Raw genomic sequence first — 20,342 nt, 5'->3', positions numbered from 1 at the left:
TACAAAATGACTTATACGTTTTCTTGAAATATGGTCAAGTAGCCATAATTTACCAACGAATAAGAATTGCTCCCCATGTAAATCCACCTCCCATGGCTTCTAACATGATAAGATCTCCTTCTTTTATTTTTCCATCGCAAACAGCTGTTGTTAAAGCCAACGGAACTGATGCAGCAGACGTATTACCATGTTGATCAACGGTAATCACAACTTTATCTAGTGAAATTCCCAGCTTTTTAGCAGATGCTTCAATAATGCGCTTATTAGCCTGATGAGGTACAAACCAATCTAGTTGTGAAGAATCCATACCTGCAGCTGCAAAACAATCATCAACCACATCCGTTATCATACCAACAGCATATTTAAAAACTTCTCGTCCTTCCATACGCAAATAGCCTGTCGTTTGTGTTGTTGAAGGTCCACCATCAACATATAGCTTATCTATATAAGCACCATTAGAACGCAATTTCGCAGACAATATACCACGCTCAAAAGCAGTATCACCCTCAGTTTCTAGTGCTTCCAAAATAACAGCACCAGCACCATCACCAAACAAAACACATGTCGTACGATCTTCCCAATCTAAAATTCGAGAAAATGTATCGGATCCAATAACTAAAATTCTTTTAGCCCCTCCACACCGTAAATAAGAATCTCCTGTTGTTAAAGCAAAAATAAAACCAGAGCAAACAGCTTGAATATCAAAAGCAAATCCATGGCTCATTCCCAAAGCATGCTGAATTTCAACAGCAGAAGCAGGAAAAGTACGATTCGGGGTGGACGTTGCTAAAATAATACAATCGATGTCTTTTATTGTTAAACCAGCATTTGTAAGTGCTGCTTGCGCAGCCTCAACTCCTAAAGAAACAGTTGTTTCATTTTCACTGGCAATATAACGTTGGCGTATTCCTGTACGCTGAACAATCCATGAATCTGACGTTTCAACAAACTTTGCAATCTCATCATTTGATAAACTTCTTTTCGGCAAAGCACTTCCTACACCACGTATAATTGACCGAATCATTCAGCTCTTACCTTTTCTTCAAATTTTTTATTTCTATTATAAGAGCTTATCATAAGGACTCTCCATTCATCACCGCTTCATCTTCTTGGTCAAAAAGTGTTGCTTTATTTTCATGAAATCGCCGTAAATCAGCCGTTATTTTTTGTAAAAGTCCATTATTAACCATTTTATAACCAACGCGGATAGCAGAAGCAAAACCATTAGCATTAGCACTGCCATGACTTTTTATAACAACACCATTCAAACCTAAAAGAACTCCTCCATTCACCCTATCAGGATCCATTTTATGTTTCAGTATACGAAAAGCACCCCGTGATAAAAAATAACCAAGAGATGTTAAAAAAGAACTGCGCATTGCAGAGTTTAAAATCTCTCCTATCTGTCGCGCGGTTCCTTCTGCAGTTTTTAAAGCAATATTACCAGAAAACCCCTCTGTCACAACAACATCGACTGTTCCTTTTCCAATGTCATTGCCCTCAACAAATCCTTTATATTCCAATCCTTCTAATTGCACTTCACGCAATATCATTCCTGCTTTTTTTATTTCATAAAGTCCTTTAACCTCTTCCACCCCCACATTTAAAAGCCCAACACTTGGTCTTTCAGTGTGATATAAAGCGCGAAACATACCTGCTCCCATAACCGCCAAATCAACCAACTGACTAGCAGAGGCACCAATTGTTGCTCCAATATCTAAAACAATACTCTCACTGCGCAGTGTTGGCCAGATACCCGCAATACCAGGACGTTCAGCCTCTGCAAGCATTTTCAAACAAAAATAAGACATGGCCATGAGTGCACCCGTATTACCAGCAGAAATGCAAGCATCAGCTTCACCATTTTTTACCGCTTCAATGGCGTACCACATTGATGATTTACCACGTCCATTACGAAGTGCTTGGCTTGGCTTTTCATCCATGCGTGTATAACTTTCTGTCGGGCAAAAGCGCGATACAGAATCCAAACAGGGATATTTTTTTAAAACCGGACGAACAGCCTCCTCTACTCCATAAAATAGAAAATAAATATTTGATAAATATTTTTGTACAATTGCTGCTCCTGCAATAGCTGCTTCTGGACCGTAATCACCGCCCATGACATCCACAGAAATTCTAATCACGCTTGCATATCCCACATCTTTTCATTTACATCTTTAAATACATATTATGATTTTTGGCTCCTGAATACTCACACAGCACATCTTGCGAAAATCGCTCCGCAGAAAATACCGTTTAGCATACAATAGATATTTTTTGTATGTTTCTACAATCACTTCCAATTTTTCAAAACAGAAAATGGAGAGAATTTTCGCTCTGCTTCTTCTAAATTTTCACCCATATTCATCTTTATCCCTTCTTTACGTGGATAATGATTAATAGACAACTCAAAAAACTCTTCCATGATTGCGCCAATATCAATTTTATCATCATAAAACACTTCAGGAGTATCAAGCCCCTCCACATCTAAAAACAATTCCCCTGTATCCTCTGATATTTTTGGCTTCATCAAATTTGAATCTTCAGGAACAAAAACAACCTCAATATTTTCACAAAGGATATTTTCTAATGGTTCTAATGTAACAACACATAACTGTAGTATACGCGCTTGCAACAGACCTTTTATACGCACTCCGCGTTTTTTCCACGGGAAAATATGGAATTTTCCCTCACAAGATTTTACTTCAATTAAATCATGGTTCTGGGCTAAATGTGTACATTCTTTTTTGTTTGCACAAAAATGAACCCTTATACCTTTAGCAGGTAGAGAACGTACAGATATTGGATAAGCCAAAGCAAATGTCATTTGAGGAACATTTTGAACATTCATTGACAACTCCCAAACATAAAAACGCGTAAAGCACTATGTTTTTATTTATCTCAAGTATTTATGCATTTTTTTCTTTTCTAAAGAAATTCTATATGGCATAATTTGCTTTATAACAGGGAAACTCAGTGTAAGCTACGGTAGATTAAGTTAAAATTAGAAAAAACTTGAGGTTGCCTTCTTGTCCTACATCTCAGTATAAAAAGGAGATACCATTGTTTCAAATGCCTCACATAATAGCCTTAATCAAACGTAAATTATTGATTGGTCTATCAATAGCAAGCATAGGAATGCTTGCTGGGTGTAGCCTTCTTGATTCTTCAGGTTCGAGCCAAATTTATAGAGAGGGCTATGTTCTTGATAAAAATGCTCTAAGTTCTATCTCTATTGGCTCAAGTCAAGAGCAAGTTCTTTTAACTTTAGGGACCCCTTCATTAAAAACAAAATATGATAATGAAGTTTTTTATTACATCTCACAGACACGTTATCGTGGGATGCAGTTTATGAAAACAAAGATTATTGATCGCAAAGTTTTAGCCATTTACTTCAGTAAAAATAATCAGGTTACAAAAGTTGCAAATTACGGATTACAAGACGGTCAAGTGTTTGATTTTATTACACAAACAACACCAACTGTAACGAAAGAACATCCTTTCTTAATTCAAATTATAAAAGGCCCTGCGAATTTGCCACCCCATAACTAAATTATATAGTCTGCATACCGTTTCAATATTATAGGTCTGATAATATCAGATCTATAATAGGGGGGGATTTGTAACTCTTAGAGGCGGACTTTTTTTGCCATACTGTCGAGAACTGCATTAACAAGTTTTGGCTCATCACCTTCAAAAAACGCCTTTGCTATGTCAACATACTCATTCATGACAACTGCAACGGGAACATCTTTACGGTTGATCAACTCCCATAAACCTGCTCGTAAAATTGCTCGCAATATAGAATCAAGACGTGAAAGAGACCACTCTGCAGAAAGCTGTTGATGAAGCAGCGGATCAAGCTGCTTTTGATCTTTTACAACACCCGTTATAATAGCCAAAAACCATTGAAAATCAGCTTCAAGATATTGGTCTCCATCAATATCTTTTCCCAAACGATAAGCCTCATACTCAGCTGCCGTTTCCATCACCCCCGAACCCACGATATCCATTTGATAGAGTGCTTGAACTGCAGCGAGTCTTGCTGCTCCACGTTTATTGGCTGAACGCGGAAAATGTCTGCTTTTTATATCAGCCATATTTAACGATTATCTCCAAATCTCTTTTTTAGAGCGATCATACATAAAGCAGCTTCAGCCGCAAAACCACCTTTATTTTTGTCATCTAGTTTTGCACGCACCCATGCTTGTTCTTCGTTTTCAACAGTCAAAATACCATTTCCAATAGCCAAGTGCTGATGAACAGTTAAATCCATCAATGCACGACAAGAATCATTAGCAACAATTTCAAAGTGATATGTTTCACCCCGAATAACACAACCAAGAGCAACATAACCATCATACGATATCTTGTTTTGTTCAGCAAAAGCTATTGCACTTGGTATTTCTAATGCTCCAGGAACCGTTACAACATCATAACTTGCTTCAGCTTTTTGCAAAGTATTCACTGCACCTCTCAAAAGTGCATCAGAAATCCCCTCATAAAAACGTGCCTCAACAATCAATACGTGAGGCTTTTTACCTATCTCTTTCATCATAATGGAATTCCACAAAAAACGAATCAAAAAAATCAAAGTTATAAAGCATAAAATTCTGAAAACGATCAATAGAGTGTTGGCTTATTCATCTTCTCTTTTTAAAGCAAAAAGTTTTGCAGCATAACGAGCAAGTTGATCAATTTCCAAATTGACCCGATCTCCAATTTTAGCTTGTCCCCACGTTGTCATTTCAAGTGTATGGCGAATAATAAGAACATCAAAAACACAATCCTCAACACCATTAACAGTCAAAGATGTCCCATTAAGTGCAATAGATCCCTTATTAACAATGAAAGGCATAAATTGTCTTGAAACTTTTAAATAAAAGCGAATTGCATCCCCTTCATTTTTTTGATCAATGATTTCAGCCAAACCATCAATATGACCAGAAACTAAATGTCCTCCCATTTCATCACCTAATCGAAGCGAACGTTCCAAATTAACAAAAGTTCCTTTTATCCATTGTGCAAGATTCGTTAAACGTAATGTTTCTTCCCACGCCTCGACAACAAACCAATTGGAATCTTCTTGCTTTAATCCTCGCTCTACAATTGTCAGACAAATTCCTGAACAAGCAATTGACGCCCCAATTGCTAAGCTCTCTATAGCATAGCGGGTAGAAATCTTTAAACGCATCCCCTGCTTTAAAGGTTGAACATCTTCAACACAACCAATATCCGTTATAATTCCTGTGAACATAATGTCTTACGTCTCCACTTATAAAAACGGTCATTTCCAAACATTCTTGTCTCAATCTCATGAAACTGCGAGAGATAATTTCCAAAATGAGGGGCTTCAATACGATTTTTGCCTAAAACAATGGGGGTATGAAAACATATCAAATGATCAACACAACCAGCATTCAAAAATTTTTCCCCTGTCTTGACGCCCCCTTCCAATAAAACACTATTAATCCCATGTTTATAAAGCATCTGTAAAAGAGCAAAGGGTTCTACACAACCATTGTTCATCTCGACCGAATAAACAGACACACCATATTGCTCCAATGCATTTTTTTTGCTTTTCTTTGAAATATCCACATCACAAATAACCCATGTAGGAATTTTTATGGCTGTTTGGACAACTTTTGCATCAAGGGGGATAGATAAATCTGCATCCAAAATAATACGAATTGGTGAGCGCATCTCCATCCCTGGCAAGCGGCAATTGAGTTGTGGATCATCTGCTAATATAGTACCAATACCAACGAGGATAGCATTATTTTGAGCACGTAGAATATGCGTATGGGCATGAGAAAGTGTTCCACTAATTTTTACGCTGCCCTTCTCTCTTTTTCCAACACCATTATCGGCAGAAATTGCCATTTTAAAAGTGACCGCACAGCGTTGTATCTTCCTTATGCACCAATGCGTCCATAAGGATTCAAAAGCCTCTTCAGCTAAAATGCCCTCAACCACTTCAATACCCGCCTCTCGCAAAAGAGCAATACCATGACCATCAACACGCTTGTCACAATCAGTCAGCGCAACAACAACTCGAGAAACACCTGAATCAATAAGCGCATTCACACACGGCGAAGTTTTTCCATAATGCGCACAAGGTTCTAAAGTAACATAAGCAGTCGCTCCTTGAGCCAAAGAACCTGCCATGTGTAAAGCTTGCACTTCCGCATGAGGACTCCCATGAATAGCTGTTACGCCATAGCCAACAATAAAAGCCCCCACAGCACCATTATCGTTTCGCACAATTAACGTACCAACGGAAGGATTCTCACCTGTAAGACCGACATGACGTTCTGCTAAACGAATAGCTGCAGCCATAAACCGTTCATCTTGCACTTTTTTATTCATCAAAACGAGATTCTGTATCCGCGATACCATTTGACAATTCATCTATAACATCGTGAAAATCGCTTGCATTACGAAAATCTCGATACACAGAAGCAAAACGAATATAAGCAATATCATCAATTCTTTTCAATGCTTCCATCACAAGATGCCCAATTTTTTCTGAAGAAATCTCTGGTTCTCCCAAACTTTCAAGCTGGCGTACAATGCCAGAAATTGCTCGTTCAATATGATCAGGATCAATATTGCGCTTACGTACAGCCACATCAACTGATCGCATTAACTTATCACGATCGAAGGGTTCACATCGTCCACTTTTTTTAGCAACCAAGAGCTCCCGCAACTGAACACGTTCAAAAGTTGTAAAACGACCAGCACAAACAGAACAAACACGGCGGCGTCGAATCACTGCCCCCTCTTCTGCAGGACGCGAGTCTCTAACCTGTGTATCCTCATATTGACAATAAGGACAGCGCATCTCTTTTATATCCTTAACAAGCGCTGAGATAAGAGTAAAGAGGAAATTGATTTGTTATATCTTCCACCTTTTTCTTAACAGCCATTTCAACAGCATGATTATCTTCATCACTTTTTGCACTCCGAAGAGCATCAAGAACTTCTGAAATCAGATGACCAACTTGAATAAACTCTTTTTCTAAAAAACCACGCGTCGTGGCAGCAGGTGATCCCAAACGAATTCCCGATGTTATAGATGGCGTTTCAGAATCAAAAGGAATGCCATTTTTATTGCAGGTAATATGAGCGCGTCCCAAAGCCAATTCAGCACGTTTACCTGTTAGATTTTTGGAACGTAAATCAACCAACAACAAATGATTATCTGTACCACCAGAAACAATATTAAAACCATTACCCTGTAATGTTTTTGCTAAAGTTTTCGCATTAGCGACAACATTGGCACTGTAACTCTTGAAAGAGGGACGCAAAGCCTCCTCAAACGCAACAGCCTTTGCGGCAATCACATGCATTAAAGGACCACCCTGAAGACCAGGAAAAATTGCAGAATTAATTTTTCTGGATAAAGCCTCATCATTTGTCAATATTAAACCACCACGAGGACCTCGAAGCGATTTATGTGTTGTTGTTGTTACAATATGCGCATGTGGAACAGGTGAAGGATGCACGCCACCAGCAACAAGACCAGCAATATGAGACATATCAACGAGTAAATGAGCACCGATTTCATCTGCAATTTCACGGAATCGTTTCCAATCCCATAGCCGTGGATAAGATGAGCCCCCTGCTATAATAAGTTTTGGCTTACGTTCTTTTGCAAGCTGCTCAACCTCATCCATATCAATAATCTGATCTTCTTGACGCACACCATAGGAAACAACATCAAACCATTTTCCTGACATATTAACAGGTGAACCATGCGTAAGGTGACCTCCAGCATTTAAATCCAACCCCATAAATGTGTCACCAGGCTGAAGTAAAGCTAAAAAGACAGCTTGATTCATTTGGCTACCAGAATTAGGCTGTACATTCGCAAACGCAGCACCGAAAAGCTGTTTTGCCCTTTCAATAGCTAAATCTTCAACGACATCAACAAATTGACACCCACCATAGTAGCGCTTTCTTGGATAACCTTCTGCATACTTATTGGTTAAAACAGACCCTTGCGCTTCAAGGACCGCTCTTGAAACAATATTCTCTGAAGCAATCAGCTCAATTTCATGTTGTTGACGCTCAAACTCCCCTCTAATTGCGTCAAAAATTGCACCATCAACAGTTTGTAAATTATCATTAAAAAAGCGCTTTTGTGCGTCATTTTCTTGCTGAGTCATAAAACACATTCCTAACATAAAAAAATAAAGTCAAAGAACGATAACACAGCAAACCATGCAAACCAAACATTTTAAACTACTTACACTCAAAAATAATAATGAGATTACATTTCTTTTTTTACACTCTTATTTGTTTACACCTTTTACAAAAAATATCTATAATCTAAAGAAATTCAATAATTTAATGATTAAAAATAATTTATAATGTGAAAAGCTGAATATAATAGGCAAAGTTAATACGAAGGCAAATAAGAATGCTAACCAAAGTTTTTATTGATGGTGAACATGGCACAACCGGACTACAAATACAAAAACGCTTAGAAAGGCGTACAGATTTAAAACTACTCTCTCTTGCTCATAAAGATCGCCATAATGTTCATCTGCGACAAGACTATCTTAATCAAGCCGATATTGCTATTTTGTGTCTTCCAGATGATGCTGCACGCGAAACGGTTCATTGGCTTCAAAAAAATAAAAACATTAGGATTATTGATAGCTCGACAGCCCACCGTGTTGCACCAGACTGGGTTTACGGTTTTCCTGAAATGACAGCAGGACAAAGAAAGCGCATCCAAGCAGCACATTATATAACCAATCCCGGATGCTATCCTACCGGTGCCATTAGTTTGATTCGCCCACTCCGTGAAGCAGGACTGCTAGACGCCGATTATCCCATCTCGATTAATGCAATCTCCGGCTATACCGGTGGTGGAAAACAGTTGATTTTACAAATGGAAAATCAATCTCAACAAAATATTCAGGGCAATTATTTTATCTATGGTCTTAATCTTGAACACAAACATGTGCCAGAAATCAAGATCTATGGACAAATCAATCAAACCCCAGTTTTTATACCAAGTGTGGGTCGTTTTCCCCAAGGAATGATTGTGAATCTTCCTCTGCATCGCCATTTATTCACAAAATCAGCAAACTGTTCTGATTTGCGCGAAATTCTTGCAAACCATTACGATGGACAAAATACCATTTTAGTTGCATCACAAGAAGAAACTGTTTCACTTGAAAGACTTAATCCAGAGTGTTTAGCCAATAAAGATGGTATGAAACTGTTCGTATTTGGAAATGATCGTGAAGGTATTTTTAATCTCAGCGCCATATTCGATAATTTAGGAAAAGGCGCATCAGCTGCAGCTATCCAGAACCTCGATTTAATGCTTGCAAGCGACTAAACCTCCCTACCCACAAACTTTTATTCAACAACGCGATATGCCCCTTTCGTTGCTCGCCAGTGTGCAACCGCAAAACATAACACGGCTAGTGCCATACTTTGATGAATGAGCCCTAAACTTATCGGAACCTCATGTAACACTGTTAAGATACCCAAGACTGCTTGGATAATAATCATAACACAAATAAGAAATGCACGACGAGAATGAGTTGAATGTGGAACATTTTTTTGTACATAGAAAGCATGAACAACTGAGACAATAAATAAAAAATAAGCAAAAAACCGATGAATAAATTGAACCATTAAGGAATTTTCGAATAAATTGAGCCAAACAGGACGATGCTGCAACAATCCATCAGGAATAATCTGCCCATCCATAAGCGGCCATGTATTATAGACTTTTCCAGCATGAAGCCCTGCAACCAAAGCTCCGAAATAAATCTCTATCAAGACGAGAATAACAAGCCATGCCGCAAAATATTGCACCTTTTTATTTGCTGGCTTTTCTGAATATTCTGCAAGCCCTCGAGATAAATAAGTAACAAAAACAATAACAAAACATGCCGTTATAAGATGAAATGCCAAACGATATTGGCTCACACTTGTTAAATTACTTTGCCCAATCCCTGAAGCAACCATCCACCAACCAATAAAGCCTTGAAAGGCGATAAGAATAGGTACAACAATAAGCGGGAGTAAGATATTTTTTTCAACACGCTTAGTCGCCCAAAACCAAATGAGCCCCAATAAAGCGACAAGACCAACAAGACGCCCAAGAACACGATGCGCCCATTCCCACCAAAAAATGACCTTAAAAGCACTTAAGGTCATATCAGGATTAAGCAGCTTATATTGTGCTATTTGTTGATATTTTAAAAATTCCTCTTGCCATTGATCCTCACCAATCGGTGGAATAACGCCGTGTATTGGCTTCCATTCCGTTATAGATAATCCTGATCCCGTCAAACGAGTAGCGCCACCTACTAAGACAATTGCCAAACAAAGCAATAAAATAGAGTAAAGCCACACCTGTATATGTTTTCTATTTTCCTTTTGCACAGGCGTTAAAATGCTATTGTTTAATCTCTTTACTGCCATATCTGATTGCCCCACGCTTCTCTCCAACTAAAATGCATTTTAAAATTTAAACATTAACTCTTTGTCTATTTTAGTATGTACTACAATTTTAGCAAAAAACAAGCGTACCACTATAACATGCGATACATATTTCTTTTTTACGAAGCTTATGATGCTACAACGCGATAAACAGTCTTTGGAAAGCTGTCTACCATACGCATCATCCATTCTTGTTCATTAAGAACAGTATTACAAATATAATAGTCTGTTAGCTCTGCAAATTGCTCAACCCCATATTTTGGTTCGCTTGCCATCTCTAGGATGATAAAATCATATTCTTTTTTAAATTCTTGTAATATATGAAAAATATCATTTGAAAAATCTTGTGCTGAAATAGCACTTGTTAACCCCTGAGGAAGAATATCAACCCCCGTATCATAATCACGGTAAATAACATCATGCAACTTGGCATTGCCCGTTAAAATATCACTCAGTCCGCGATGTGGGCCAATGACTTTCTCTATTTGTTGACCAGAAATATCGACCAACAAAATTGTTTTGTTCTCTTTTGTGAGATGAAGTGAAAGCTTTGCCGCTGTCCGTGCAGCTTCTGGTCCAATGATTGAAATAATGGTTGAAGCACGCCATTTCAAAACATCAGATAATCCCTCTATCGTAATAAAAGCTTCAAAATTTTTCATTTCTTGAGAGACTAAAATACTCTCATTCTTCTTAAGACCATTTTCTTTTGATCTCAAATCCTCTTCTGAGATTTGGTCTTTTTTCCTTTTAAAGCACGGATAGAATAACAATATTCCTAGCAAAAGAGTAAGGAAGCTGGCCAATGCACTCACAAGAATATTTTTTCCATAAAGAGCCATAAAAGAAATTGGTGCTAACGTTGTTGGCACGACCACGTGGATATTTGTATTTTGTAAGAGAAAAGGATCATCACTCAATCTCCGATATGAATCAATAATTTTTTCTCTTCGTTGAGCAGACTTGCTCATCGCTTCATTTTGGGCATCGACTGCTGCTTTTATTTTATTTTCAAACTCGTTAAATATTTCATTCAAAGATTGGGATTGATCTTTTACAAAAAAGTTCATTCTTTTTTTGAGCTGTTTTTCTAATTCCGTTGCAATAACCTCATCTGAATGAACTTGATAAACGATTTGTAAAATTTTATTTTTTAATTGATGAGAAACTGTCTCTAATTCTGCAGTCATCGCTTTAATTTGAGGATGTGTCCACCCTAATTGTGCAGCCATATGTGCTCTTTGTGTTTCCAAGAGATCACGTTTAGATTCCAGAGCAGCAATTGCTGAATTGCCTGCAATAAACGATAAAGACAGTAAAGACTGTCCATTTTCACGCATCATGTTAATCGTTGAATTCAAACTTGTTAAATGAATACGCTTTAAAGTTGCTTGCGTTAATTGCATCGAAAGATCATAAAGCTCTGTTTGTTTTACACCACGCTGAATAAAAAAATCAATAGATTTACGAAATTCCTGCACGATATTAAGGATTGCAATATTATCATATTGTTTGTCTTCTAATTTATCATTTAACAAGAATTGTTTCTGTTTTATGATTGCTTGTGAAAATGCGGAAAACCAAGTTTCCAACCCACGTTGAGCTGCTTCAAGTGTCTCGGCTTCAAAAGTAAGATCGATAAAATCACCATGACGCGATAAACGGATATTTTCATGATTTTTTTTCTTATAAGAAGCACTTAAAGAAAAATTCGAATCATTGAAGAACATAGGCTGTGAAAACAAAAAGGCGATAACATTGTCTTGCTTTTTAATTGGTAATAGCTTTCCTACAGAATCAGATAATGAAAATGTTAAAGTTGCTTGGTAACCACGGGGCTGGACAAAATAATACAACCAAATCAAAGATACACATAGCATTTGTAATAGCAAAACAATCAAAATGCTTCGCCATACGGTACGTACGAATAGTCTTTTATTACATGTAAGACTCATCTTTATTTTAACCAGCAAAATACTTCTTCATATTGTTTTATTAAGAGAAAGTAGTAACTATCCTCTTAACTTGCTGTCATATTATTTTGAGATAATAAAAATATAAAATTTAAGCACAAATGTTCAACAATAGCTTTAAAGAACTTAATTCATATTTTTTTTGAGGCTCTCTAGTTGTTTTTTTGCTTCAGAAGTAACAACCGCTCTAATGGTAATAGACCCATCATCATGCCCTTCTTGCACTATTTCCGCAGAGTTTTTATAAAACCAATCAATAAGCGACATTTCATGAGGTTGTAAAAGATATTCAATGCTTTGCACCTCTCCAAAAATTCGCTTTTCAATGGCTCTTAATAATTGATCGAGTCCATCCCCCTTAAGTGCTGATACCATGAGAGCAGGATTTAATCGCGTCTTTGCGCTTGTTTGTAAAACATTCAATGCTTGCTCATCTAACATATCAATCTTATTCCAAACTTCTATGATATGCTCCATATCATCAATATCGATATCAAGACTTGAAAGCACTTCTAAAACATCTTGGGCATGTGCTCGATGATCAAGATCTGACATATCTCTTACATGAAGAATGAGATCTGCTTCAACCACTTCTTCAAGGGTTGCTCTAAAAGCTGCAATCAAATTCGTTGGCAAGTTAGAAATAAACCCTACAGTATCAGACAAAAGAACAGTTTTTCCATGGGGAAGCACAACTTTGCGCAAAGTCGGATCAAGCGTTGCAAATAACATATTCTTTGCTAAAACATCTGCACCGCTTAAACGGTTAAAAAGAGTTGACTTTCCTGTATTCGTATATCCTACCATTGCTACAACAGGATAAGATGTTTTTTTCCTTTTTGCTCTATGAAGTGCACGTGTTTTAATAACCGTTTGCAATTCGCGGCGAATACGAATAATTTTCTCTTGTAAAAGACGCCTATCTGCTTCAATTTGCGTCTCACCAGGTCCACCTAGGAAGCCACGCCCCCCGCGTTGCCTTTCCAAGTGCGTCCAACTCCGCACAAGCCTCCCTTTTTGATAGGACAAACGCGCTAACTCTACTTGCAAAACTCCTTCTTTTGTTCGTGCACGATCCCCAAAAATTTCAAGAATCAAAGCCGTTCTATCGATAACTTTGCAATTCCATAATTTTTCTAAATTACGCTGCTGTACTGGCGTTAAAAAGTGATCTACAATCGCAAGCTCAATAGAATATTCATCTATATAACAGGTTAACGCATCTACTTTACCTTTTCCAAAGAGATTCGCAGAGCGAGGCGTTGCAATATTAATCGTTTCATAATTAACAACTTCTAACCTTATAGCACGCGCTAACCCCAATGATTCTTTAACACGAGAAGATATAGAACACTCTCTCAAAGAGCTTTCACTTCTATTTTCTTGAAAAATCGGTATCAGAACAAGTGCGCGCACCTGTTCTGTATTCTGCGAAAATACCCCTCCTAATCTCTCATTTTCATTTATCATAGCAATCTAAGTACTTTTAAATGGGATAAGAGGTCTATCTTAAAATGATATGTTTACTCAGGACTTTCACCCTCAAACATCTGTACAGGCTGTCCAGGCATAATCGTAGAAATAGCATGCTTATAAACCAATTGCGCGTGTCCATCTCGGCGCAAAAGAACACAAAAATTATCAAATGAAGTTACAATACCCGTGAGTTTAACGCCATTGACAAGAAAAATTGTAAGGGAAATTTTTTGCTTACGCACCGTATTTAAAAACACATCTTGCAGGTGTTGTGATCGCTCTGCCATTATTCTTACACCTTTATCTAGATTGCATAAAAATATTCGTGCATGCATATCGACTGAAAAATATCCAATTGTCAACGTAGAAGCTTAAAAATTCAGCAACAAACAACTGAAATTAGAGAAAAAACGGCTCTTTAAGACAATAATAAAGTACAACTTACGAAAAGCTATATTAAATTAAAAATTTTTCCACGTTTACTTTTTTATGAGCTTACAATTCAAAGGCATACTTTTATACATCCTAAGCTATTACGGACTATATGTGATGATGAATCTGCTTCGTTTAGAATCAATAAAAGTAAGCGGACAACAACATTTATTAACGATTATCGATATTAAAGAAAGGCATTCGCACCTTACTGTATATATAACTGCTATTAAATTGTCCTTATTTCAAAGACTGCCGGCTTATAAAGCTTTTTATAAACACAAGTTGTAAACAGTATTTTTGTTGTTGTTAGATTTAAATAATAAATTGTTTTTACTATATTTTATAACATTTTTAAACAGGGTATAAGAAACTGCGTTAACTTTATCTTGATAAGTTTTTAAAATTTTTCCCTAAGCATATTCCTTTCTAAATAATTAACAGCTAGTATATAGAAATTATGTGGAAGAGGACGTATCCCTTTTCCGGCTGTAAGAGTACGAGGCGAGTATGGCACGCAGAACCAAATTGCAAACATTTGAAGTTGAAGTTGAAGAAGCCCTCACAAAAGCTATGAACTTTGATTTCGATGACACAGGATTTGAAACAATATCATCCAATAATTCTGAAAATGTTGTTAATGTCGATGATCTGATTCAAAAAATTGCAATGGCAGAAGAAGAATTTTTGGCTGAAAACGGTACGTCAACTTTTGTTTCTAATATTCATGATGAAGCTGTTATTGATAAATCCGTTGTTGAACAGCTTTTTGCTCCAAAACCTTCACCTGATATTTCAGGTGGAACTGTTCATAATACATTATTGCCTACAAAACTTCTTCCTGCAAATGATGATATAACAACCCCTGTAAATTTTGGACCATTCAAGCAGCGTTCTTCCTCTCGAGTCTACTGGTATACAACAGCGCTTAGTGCTTTATGGGCAACGGGAGGAGCTTTTATTGCGCATAAGCTCGCACCTACCGGACTCAGCTCCTTATCCAATATCAGCACTTTTGTTACATCCCCAACAGGACTTGCTGTAGCAGCCGGAACAGCAATTCCTATCCTTATATCTTGGGGCGTTGCTCAATTAACAAAACGTTCAAACGACTTGCATAATATTGCGCTTCTTATGACCAATGCTGCACAGCGCCTTAGTGAACCACAACATCTATCTGAAAAACAAGCCATTGCTATAGGGCAAACCATTCGTGAAGAAGTAGCGGCAATGAACGAAGGTATTGAACGTACCCTCGGACGTGCTGTTGAACTTGAAGCAATCATACAAGGTGAAGTTCACAATCTAGAACAAGCCTATGCTGAGAATGAATCACGCATTCACACATTAATCAAAGAACTGAGTAATGAACGCATAGCCATTTTGAATCACGCAGATCGCGTACAATCAACAATTAAAGGAACCCAAGAACAACTGAGTGATGAATTTGGTTTGGTTACCTCTAACATTGTGACCAATGTTGAAAAGCTTGCACAAACCCTTTCTCAAACTTTACAAAAACAAGGTGAAGACCTTGTTGAAAAACTTTCCTATGCCGGTGATGGCGTAACAAATCAACTTGTTGAAAAATTTAACAAAACAACAACACAAATTCAGCAGAAAAACACGGAATTTTTTCATGAATTAGGAAAAAACTTTGATGGTTTTGCAAAACGATTTGATCATAATGAAAAACAAATAGAAAAAACCTTTAATGAAACAGCAGAAAAAGCGGAAGTACATGTTGCTAAAATTGCAACACATATACAAGCAGTAACAGATCAAACTTTGCACGCTGTCGATGAAAAGTTTAAAGCCTTGGATAAAGCTCTTATTGATCGTAATAATCAATCTCTACAGAATTTTGATGAGAAAATCTTAAAACTCGACGACCAAGCACATAAACTCTCTTCTAAATTTGATAACGTAACCTCGCAAGCAATTGGAGCCTTTGAACAACGTTTAGCAACTGTTGATCTTTCTCTTAAAGAACATAGTGATTCCATCATTGATTCCTTTATAGAACGCAGTCAGGCTTTAGAGGATAATGCTGAAAAACTTGGTAACTTCTTGGAAGCTCATGTCTTGAAAATAAATGAGAACCTCCAAGAAAAAACAGCAGACATTACCCATGCATTTACAAATGGACGTGAAGCTATTCTTTCTGCAATTGATAAAAGTAAAGAAAGTCTGAGAGAAGAAATTCAATATGTCGACAATGCCATTGTTGATATCATACAAGAACGTTCACAAGATTTTAAAGTACAACTTTCTGATCAACGAGCTCTTATGGCAGACATGCTCGATAACGAGAAAAATAAAATTGCGGATACATTAAGAAATCAAATTGATGTTTTGTCCCAAAATACTTCTCATATTGAAAAAGTTTTGGCTGATAATGTTCAAGTCGTTGATAAACAAGCTGAAAATCATATTACAAACATCATTCAATGCACTGAAAAACTACAAGATGTCATTGTACAAAGCTGCAATACAACCCAAGATGCTTTAGAAGCACAGGCGAGAAATATTGATATCCGTGCCGATGCTCTGCGCGACTCTTTAGCGATTAATAGTTTTTCTCTCAATGAAGTTCTTGCCGATCAAGCACGCACACTTGAGCAACGCATGGAAACAATCCATAACCTCATTGCAAAAAGTGATATACGTGTCGATGTTGCATTGAAACAACAAATAGATTTAGTTGAGAGTGCAATTGTCGCCAACAATAAAAACATTACTGAAACGGTTCAAGATCATATCAGAAACCTTGAAAACCATGCCGAAATTTTAAAGAATACTCTCTCTCAATCGAGTGGTGTTTTCTTTGAAACCCTTGAAACACGTATGGAATCATTTGATACAGATCTAGAAGATCGTGCCCACAAAATTTTTGAAAGGACAACGACGCTAGAGGAAACATTATCTGAAAAATTCAGCCAAATCTGTGAAGCCATTGATATGCAAACATCTGTTATTGAGGAACGTTCTGACACGTTAAAAACGTCTCTCATTCTTAATAATGAGCAAAGTCAGATAATTCAACAAGCGCTGGAAAGCAGTGTTGACAATATGCGTGTAACCTTAGAAGACTCTGTTAATACAGTTACAGATAACCTGCATAATAAGATTATAAAAGCTTCTGATATTCTTTCTTCTACGAGTGAACAAATTCTTTCATCTGTTACAAATGTTACTGCACAAGCAGAAAATATTCTCTCAGAATCAGGCAATCGCATTGTATCAAATGTCAAAAAAACTGTTTATGATACCAGTGAAAAAGTTCTGTCCGTTCTGTCTGAACAAACAGCGCATACTGTCGAAGCTTTCGCAACAGCCAGTCATAATGCACAAGCATTATTGAATGAAACTATTCACACATCAACAACAGCAATAGAGCAAGTCCTTAATGAACGCTGTGATGTTCTTCATCACTCTATGCAAAATCTTAAAAATAATTTAGGATATCAGCTCTCTGATGTCACGAGCCGTCTGGAAGATGCTGGAAATCAAACAACAACACAAATTTCACAACATGTTGGAAAAATAACAGAGCTTACAAATCACTTAAATCAAGCAGCGCAAAATACGACAGAATCAATTGATTCTTTAACACAGCATATCGGTGAACAACTCTCTCTTTCCACACAAGATGCTGAACAAAGAATTTATGCACATAATGAATCTTTAGTGAATAGCTTAACCAAAGCTAACTCTGAAACACTTCAAACAATAACGATTATGAAGGAAGAGCTTGTTAATAATGTCTCATCCATCTTAACACAGTTGAATCAATCAATTCACAATTTTCAAGAAAATAGTAATGTTTTATTATCGGCTGTTCAAAATATTGATGGGCAGTTTAATGAGAGTACGAATAATTTTTTCCGCAACACGGACCAAGTAGCAGAGCGTTTGTCAGCCTCAAATCAAGCGCTCAATACTAATGTTGAAATTCTGCAAGGACTTTCAAAGGGTACCTTTGAACAAATTAATCATATAACGAGCAGTTTTGGTGAACATGCAAAGACACTTTCCCAAACTATTCATGTTCTTGAACAGTCTGAAAATTCACTTAGTGCAACACTTGAAGAAAAACATCATACGCTTTCTGTATTAAGCGATGCTCTTGTTTCAAAGTCTCATGAAATTAATCAAATGATTGGGCATTATGAAAAAATCTTCAACTTAGCACTTGAACGCTCTGATAAGAATGCGCGTAACTCCACAAATTCATTCCAACAATCACTTAATAAGCTTGTTAGTGAAGCATCAACACGTTTTTCAGAAGCAGCAGAAGATATACGTCGCTCCGCTGATGAAGTTCGTTTAGAGCTTTCAAAGATTAATAATGATATCAATGAAAATGTAAAAAAACTTCCAGAAAAAACAAAAGAAACAACGCAAACAATTCGCACAGCTTTGAATGAACAGATTACAGCGTTACAAGATTTAGTCAGTGTTATACAAAATGATCAGAAGAGCGCACAAAAACAGCTAATATCAGCATTTCCTACATCATCAATGTTTAATCAAAAAAGTGACAGTTCCACTGAGTCTGTTAAAAAGATTGTGCCACCTAAGCCTATTTTGCAACAAGATCAAAGCAAAAAAAGACCAAATAAATGGGTATCAAATCTCTTAGAAAGAGCTTCACGTGAAGAAACATTTTATGATGCTCCCCCTAGTGATGATGTTTTAACATCAGTGCAAACAAAACCATCTCCTGCAAACTGCTCTCTTAATTCATTAGCTTCTGGTATAGTGCAAGCTATTAATCACAATGCCATTGTTGAGCTATGGGATCATTATCAACGTGGACAAAAAAACATCGTAACAGAACGCCTTTATACCTTAAATGGACAAAAAATATTTGAAATGATTAAGAAGAAATATATGAGCGATTTTGGGTTTAAACGTTCAGTGAATCAATATGTTACAGATTTCGAAAAGCTCTTACGTGATATATCGCGCAGTTCTGGCTCTTCCAACTCAGTTCGCAAGTACTTGATATCAGATACCGGAAAAGTTTACACTATGCTTGCTCATGCAAGTGGTCGAATCCAATAACAAATAAGAAAAGTGGAAAAAAATATTTTTTCCACTTTCTCTCTCTCCAGTTGTTTTAATGGCTTATCATAGAGTGCTTTTCTTTCAATTGTAGCTTTGTACTTCAAAGGTTGGGATAATTGGCATGCGGGTTTTCTTTGATATCCTAAGCAATAACCCTAAAGAAGCCTAATGGCTTATCAAACAACATATCATTCTAAGAATGATAAAGCATGTTTTCTATTTCCTTATCTTTTTCTTAACTTCTTTATTTTTCATAGTTTCATAAAGGTACAAAATCGGTAATAATTATTTTTATTAATTGTGAAAAAAATTCATGCTTTTGTATTAAAATAGCTCATAGAAACACTTCTATTTATTTTTTTTAATGTTTTTTATCCACATATTACTCTCGTTTGAATTATGTAAGTAAATATTTTTTATTATATTAGATGAGTTTGAGCTAAAAGAATCTTATTGTATTCAAATTTCTCATTCAACATACGAGATGATTCATTATAAATTATAAAGTTTGCATTATTAAGAGTTCAATTGAATAATAAACAAAACAACTCCTATTTTTAAAGTTCCAATTTCCTTTTAAATAGCTGCAAAAATAATTTATAAATTGCAAATTGTTATTTAAAATTCCTTCTACCTCCCTATAGAAATTTAAATAAAGAAGATGAAGTTAATAGAAAACACTCTTCTTTTCTTTCCTTAAGTTGTAAGCATTGCAAAAAAAATAATGGCTTGGTAATGTAATTATTAGTAATATTTTATTCGTTTGTAGACTAATCAATTTTTACGCGTTTTATTAAGGAAAGAAAAAACTAATCGTGCTGCTATCAATGAAATTATTCATGCACACAAACAAAAAGAATCATCAAACTAGGTTTTACGATCTAGAAGAATTTTCTCATACTCATGCATTTTGAT

Annotated in this window: 16 protein-coding genes; 3 read left to right on the top strand and 13 right to left on the bottom strand. The window is 36.5% G+C overall.

The genetic code is table 11. The features are described from left to right. Positions 1 to 49 precede the first annotated feature (49 nt). The 3 genes from ACFINI_RS07400 to ACFINI_RS07390 all read right to left on the bottom strand — a co-directional run bounded on the left by ACFINI_RS07400 (position 50) and on the right by ACFINI_RS07390 (position 2,851). Entirely contained in the window at positions 50 to 1,024 is a 975-nt protein-coding gene (locus ACFINI_RS07400) for a beta-ketoacyl-ACP synthase III (RefSeq protein WP_375647273.1), read from the bottom strand. A 49-nt stretch (positions 1,025 to 1,073) separates the two neighbouring features. Next, the gene (gene plsX / locus ACFINI_RS07395; protein WP_375613059.1) at positions 1,074 to 2,144 is read right to left on the bottom strand and encodes a phosphate acyltransferase PlsX; all 1,071 of its coding nucleotides are present in this window, start codon (positions 2,142 to 2,144) and stop codon (positions 1,074 to 1,076) included. A 149-nt stretch (positions 2,145 to 2,293) separates the two neighbouring features. Beyond that, the gene (locus ACFINI_RS07390; RefSeq protein WP_375618504.1) at positions 2,294 to 2,851 is read right to left on the bottom strand and encodes a DUF177 domain-containing protein; all 558 of its coding nucleotides are present in this window, start codon (positions 2,849 to 2,851) and stop codon (positions 2,294 to 2,296) included. 221 nt (positions 2,852 to 3,072) lie between these two features. Here ACFINI_RS07390 and ACFINI_RS07385 point away from each other — a divergent pair, with 221 nt between their 5' ends. After that, positions 3,073 to 3,552: an outer membrane protein assembly factor BamE gene (locus tag ACFINI_RS07385; protein ID WP_375613146.1), complete on the top strand. Its 480-nt coding sequence runs from the start codon at positions 3,073 to 3,075 to the stop codon at positions 3,550 to 3,552. 77 nt (positions 3,553 to 3,629) lie between these two features. On the opposite strand, the gene nusB is transcribed toward ACFINI_RS07385, so the two are convergent. The 6 genes from nusB to glyA all read right to left on the bottom strand — a co-directional run bounded on the left by nusB (position 3,630) and on the right by glyA (position 8,171). Beyond that, on the bottom strand, positions 3,630 to 4,100 hold the full coding sequence (gene nusB, locus ACFINI_RS07380) for a transcription antitermination factor NusB (protein WP_015856452.1): 471 nt from the start codon (positions 4,098 to 4,100) through the stop codon (positions 3,630 to 3,632). 2 nt (positions 4,101 to 4,102) lie between these two features. Next, positions 4,103 to 4,558: a 6,7-dimethyl-8-ribityllumazine synthase gene (locus ACFINI_RS07375; protein ID WP_375611572.1), complete on the bottom strand. Its 456-nt coding sequence runs from the start codon at positions 4,556 to 4,558 to the stop codon at positions 4,103 to 4,105. 81 nt (positions 4,559 to 4,639) lie between these two features. Then, entirely contained in the window at positions 4,640 to 5,257 is a 618-nt protein-coding gene (locus ACFINI_RS07370) for a riboflavin synthase (protein ID WP_375613061.1), read from the bottom strand. Continuing rightward, positions 5,239 to 6,369: a bifunctional diaminohydroxyphosphoribosylaminopyrimidine deaminase/5-amino-6-(5-phosphoribosylamino)uracil reductase RibD gene (gene ribD, locus ACFINI_RS07365; RefSeq protein ID WP_375647303.1), complete on the bottom strand. Its 1,131-nt coding sequence runs from the start codon at positions 6,367 to 6,369 to the stop codon at positions 5,239 to 5,241. The genes ACFINI_RS07370 and ribD overlap by 19 nt, the downstream gene beginning before the upstream one ends. Continuing rightward, positions 6,362 to 6,844, bottom strand: a complete 483-nt coding sequence (gene nrdR, locus ACFINI_RS07360; RefSeq protein WP_375647268.1) for a transcriptional regulator NrdR — start codon at positions 6,842 to 6,844, stop codon at positions 6,362 to 6,364. Before nrdR ends, ribD begins: the two co-directional genes overlap by 8 nt. A gap of 13 nt (positions 6,845 to 6,857) precedes the next feature. Continuing rightward, a complete protein-coding gene (gene glyA / locus ACFINI_RS07355) occupies positions 6,858 to 8,171 on the bottom strand; it encodes a serine hydroxymethyltransferase (RefSeq protein ID WP_375647264.1) in 1,314 nt (437 codons plus the stop codon). A 254-nt stretch (positions 8,172 to 8,425) separates the two neighbouring features. Here glyA and argC point away from each other — a divergent pair, with 254 nt between their 5' ends. Then, entirely contained in the window at positions 8,426 to 9,358 is a 933-nt protein-coding gene (gene argC, locus ACFINI_RS07350; protein ID WP_375621303.1) for an N-acetyl-gamma-glutamyl-phosphate reductase, read from the top strand. A gap of 20 nt (positions 9,359 to 9,378) precedes the next feature. On the opposite strand, the gene ACFINI_RS07345 is transcribed toward argC, so the two are convergent. The 4 genes from ACFINI_RS07345 to hfq all read right to left on the bottom strand — a co-directional run bounded on the left by ACFINI_RS07345 (position 9,379) and on the right by hfq (position 14,209). Further along, on the bottom strand, positions 9,379 to 10,455 hold the full coding sequence (locus ACFINI_RS07345; RefSeq protein ID WP_375630278.1) for a COX15/CtaA family protein: 1,077 nt from the start codon (positions 10,453 to 10,455) through the stop codon (positions 9,379 to 9,381). Positions 10,456 to 10,601: 146 nt separating this feature from the next. Then, entirely contained in the window at positions 10,602 to 12,428 is a 1,827-nt protein-coding gene (locus ACFINI_RS07340) for a hypothetical protein (RefSeq protein WP_375647260.1), read from the bottom strand. A gap of 144 nt (positions 12,429 to 12,572) precedes the next feature. After that, positions 12,573 to 13,916, bottom strand: coding sequence for a GTPase HflX (hflX, locus tag ACFINI_RS07335; protein WP_375647256.1), 1,344 nt, complete (start codon positions 13,914 to 13,916; stop codon positions 12,573 to 12,575). Between the two features lie 53 nt (positions 13,917 to 13,969). Continuing rightward, on the bottom strand, positions 13,970 to 14,209 hold the full coding sequence (gene hfq, locus ACFINI_RS07330; RefSeq protein ID WP_005773461.1) for an RNA chaperone Hfq: 240 nt from the start codon (positions 14,207 to 14,209) through the stop codon (positions 13,970 to 13,972). Positions 14,210 to 14,864: 655 nt separating this feature from the next. Between hfq and ACFINI_RS07325 the strand changes: the two genes are divergently transcribed. Next, a complete protein-coding gene (locus tag ACFINI_RS07325; RefSeq protein ID WP_375647251.1) occupies positions 14,865 to 19,424 on the top strand; it encodes a hypothetical protein in 4,560 nt (1,519 codons plus the stop codon). The last annotated feature ends 918 nt before the right edge of the window (positions 19,425 to 20,342 follow it).

The sequence above is a fragment of the Bartonella sp. AA56HLJMS genome, assembly GCF_042197145.1.
In the GTDB taxonomy this organism is placed as follows: Bacteria; Pseudomonadota; Alphaproteobacteria; order Rhizobiales; family Rhizobiaceae; genus Bartonella.
Note: the sequence above shows the minus strand (reverse complement) of the source record. Positions and strands in the feature narration are given on the sequence as shown.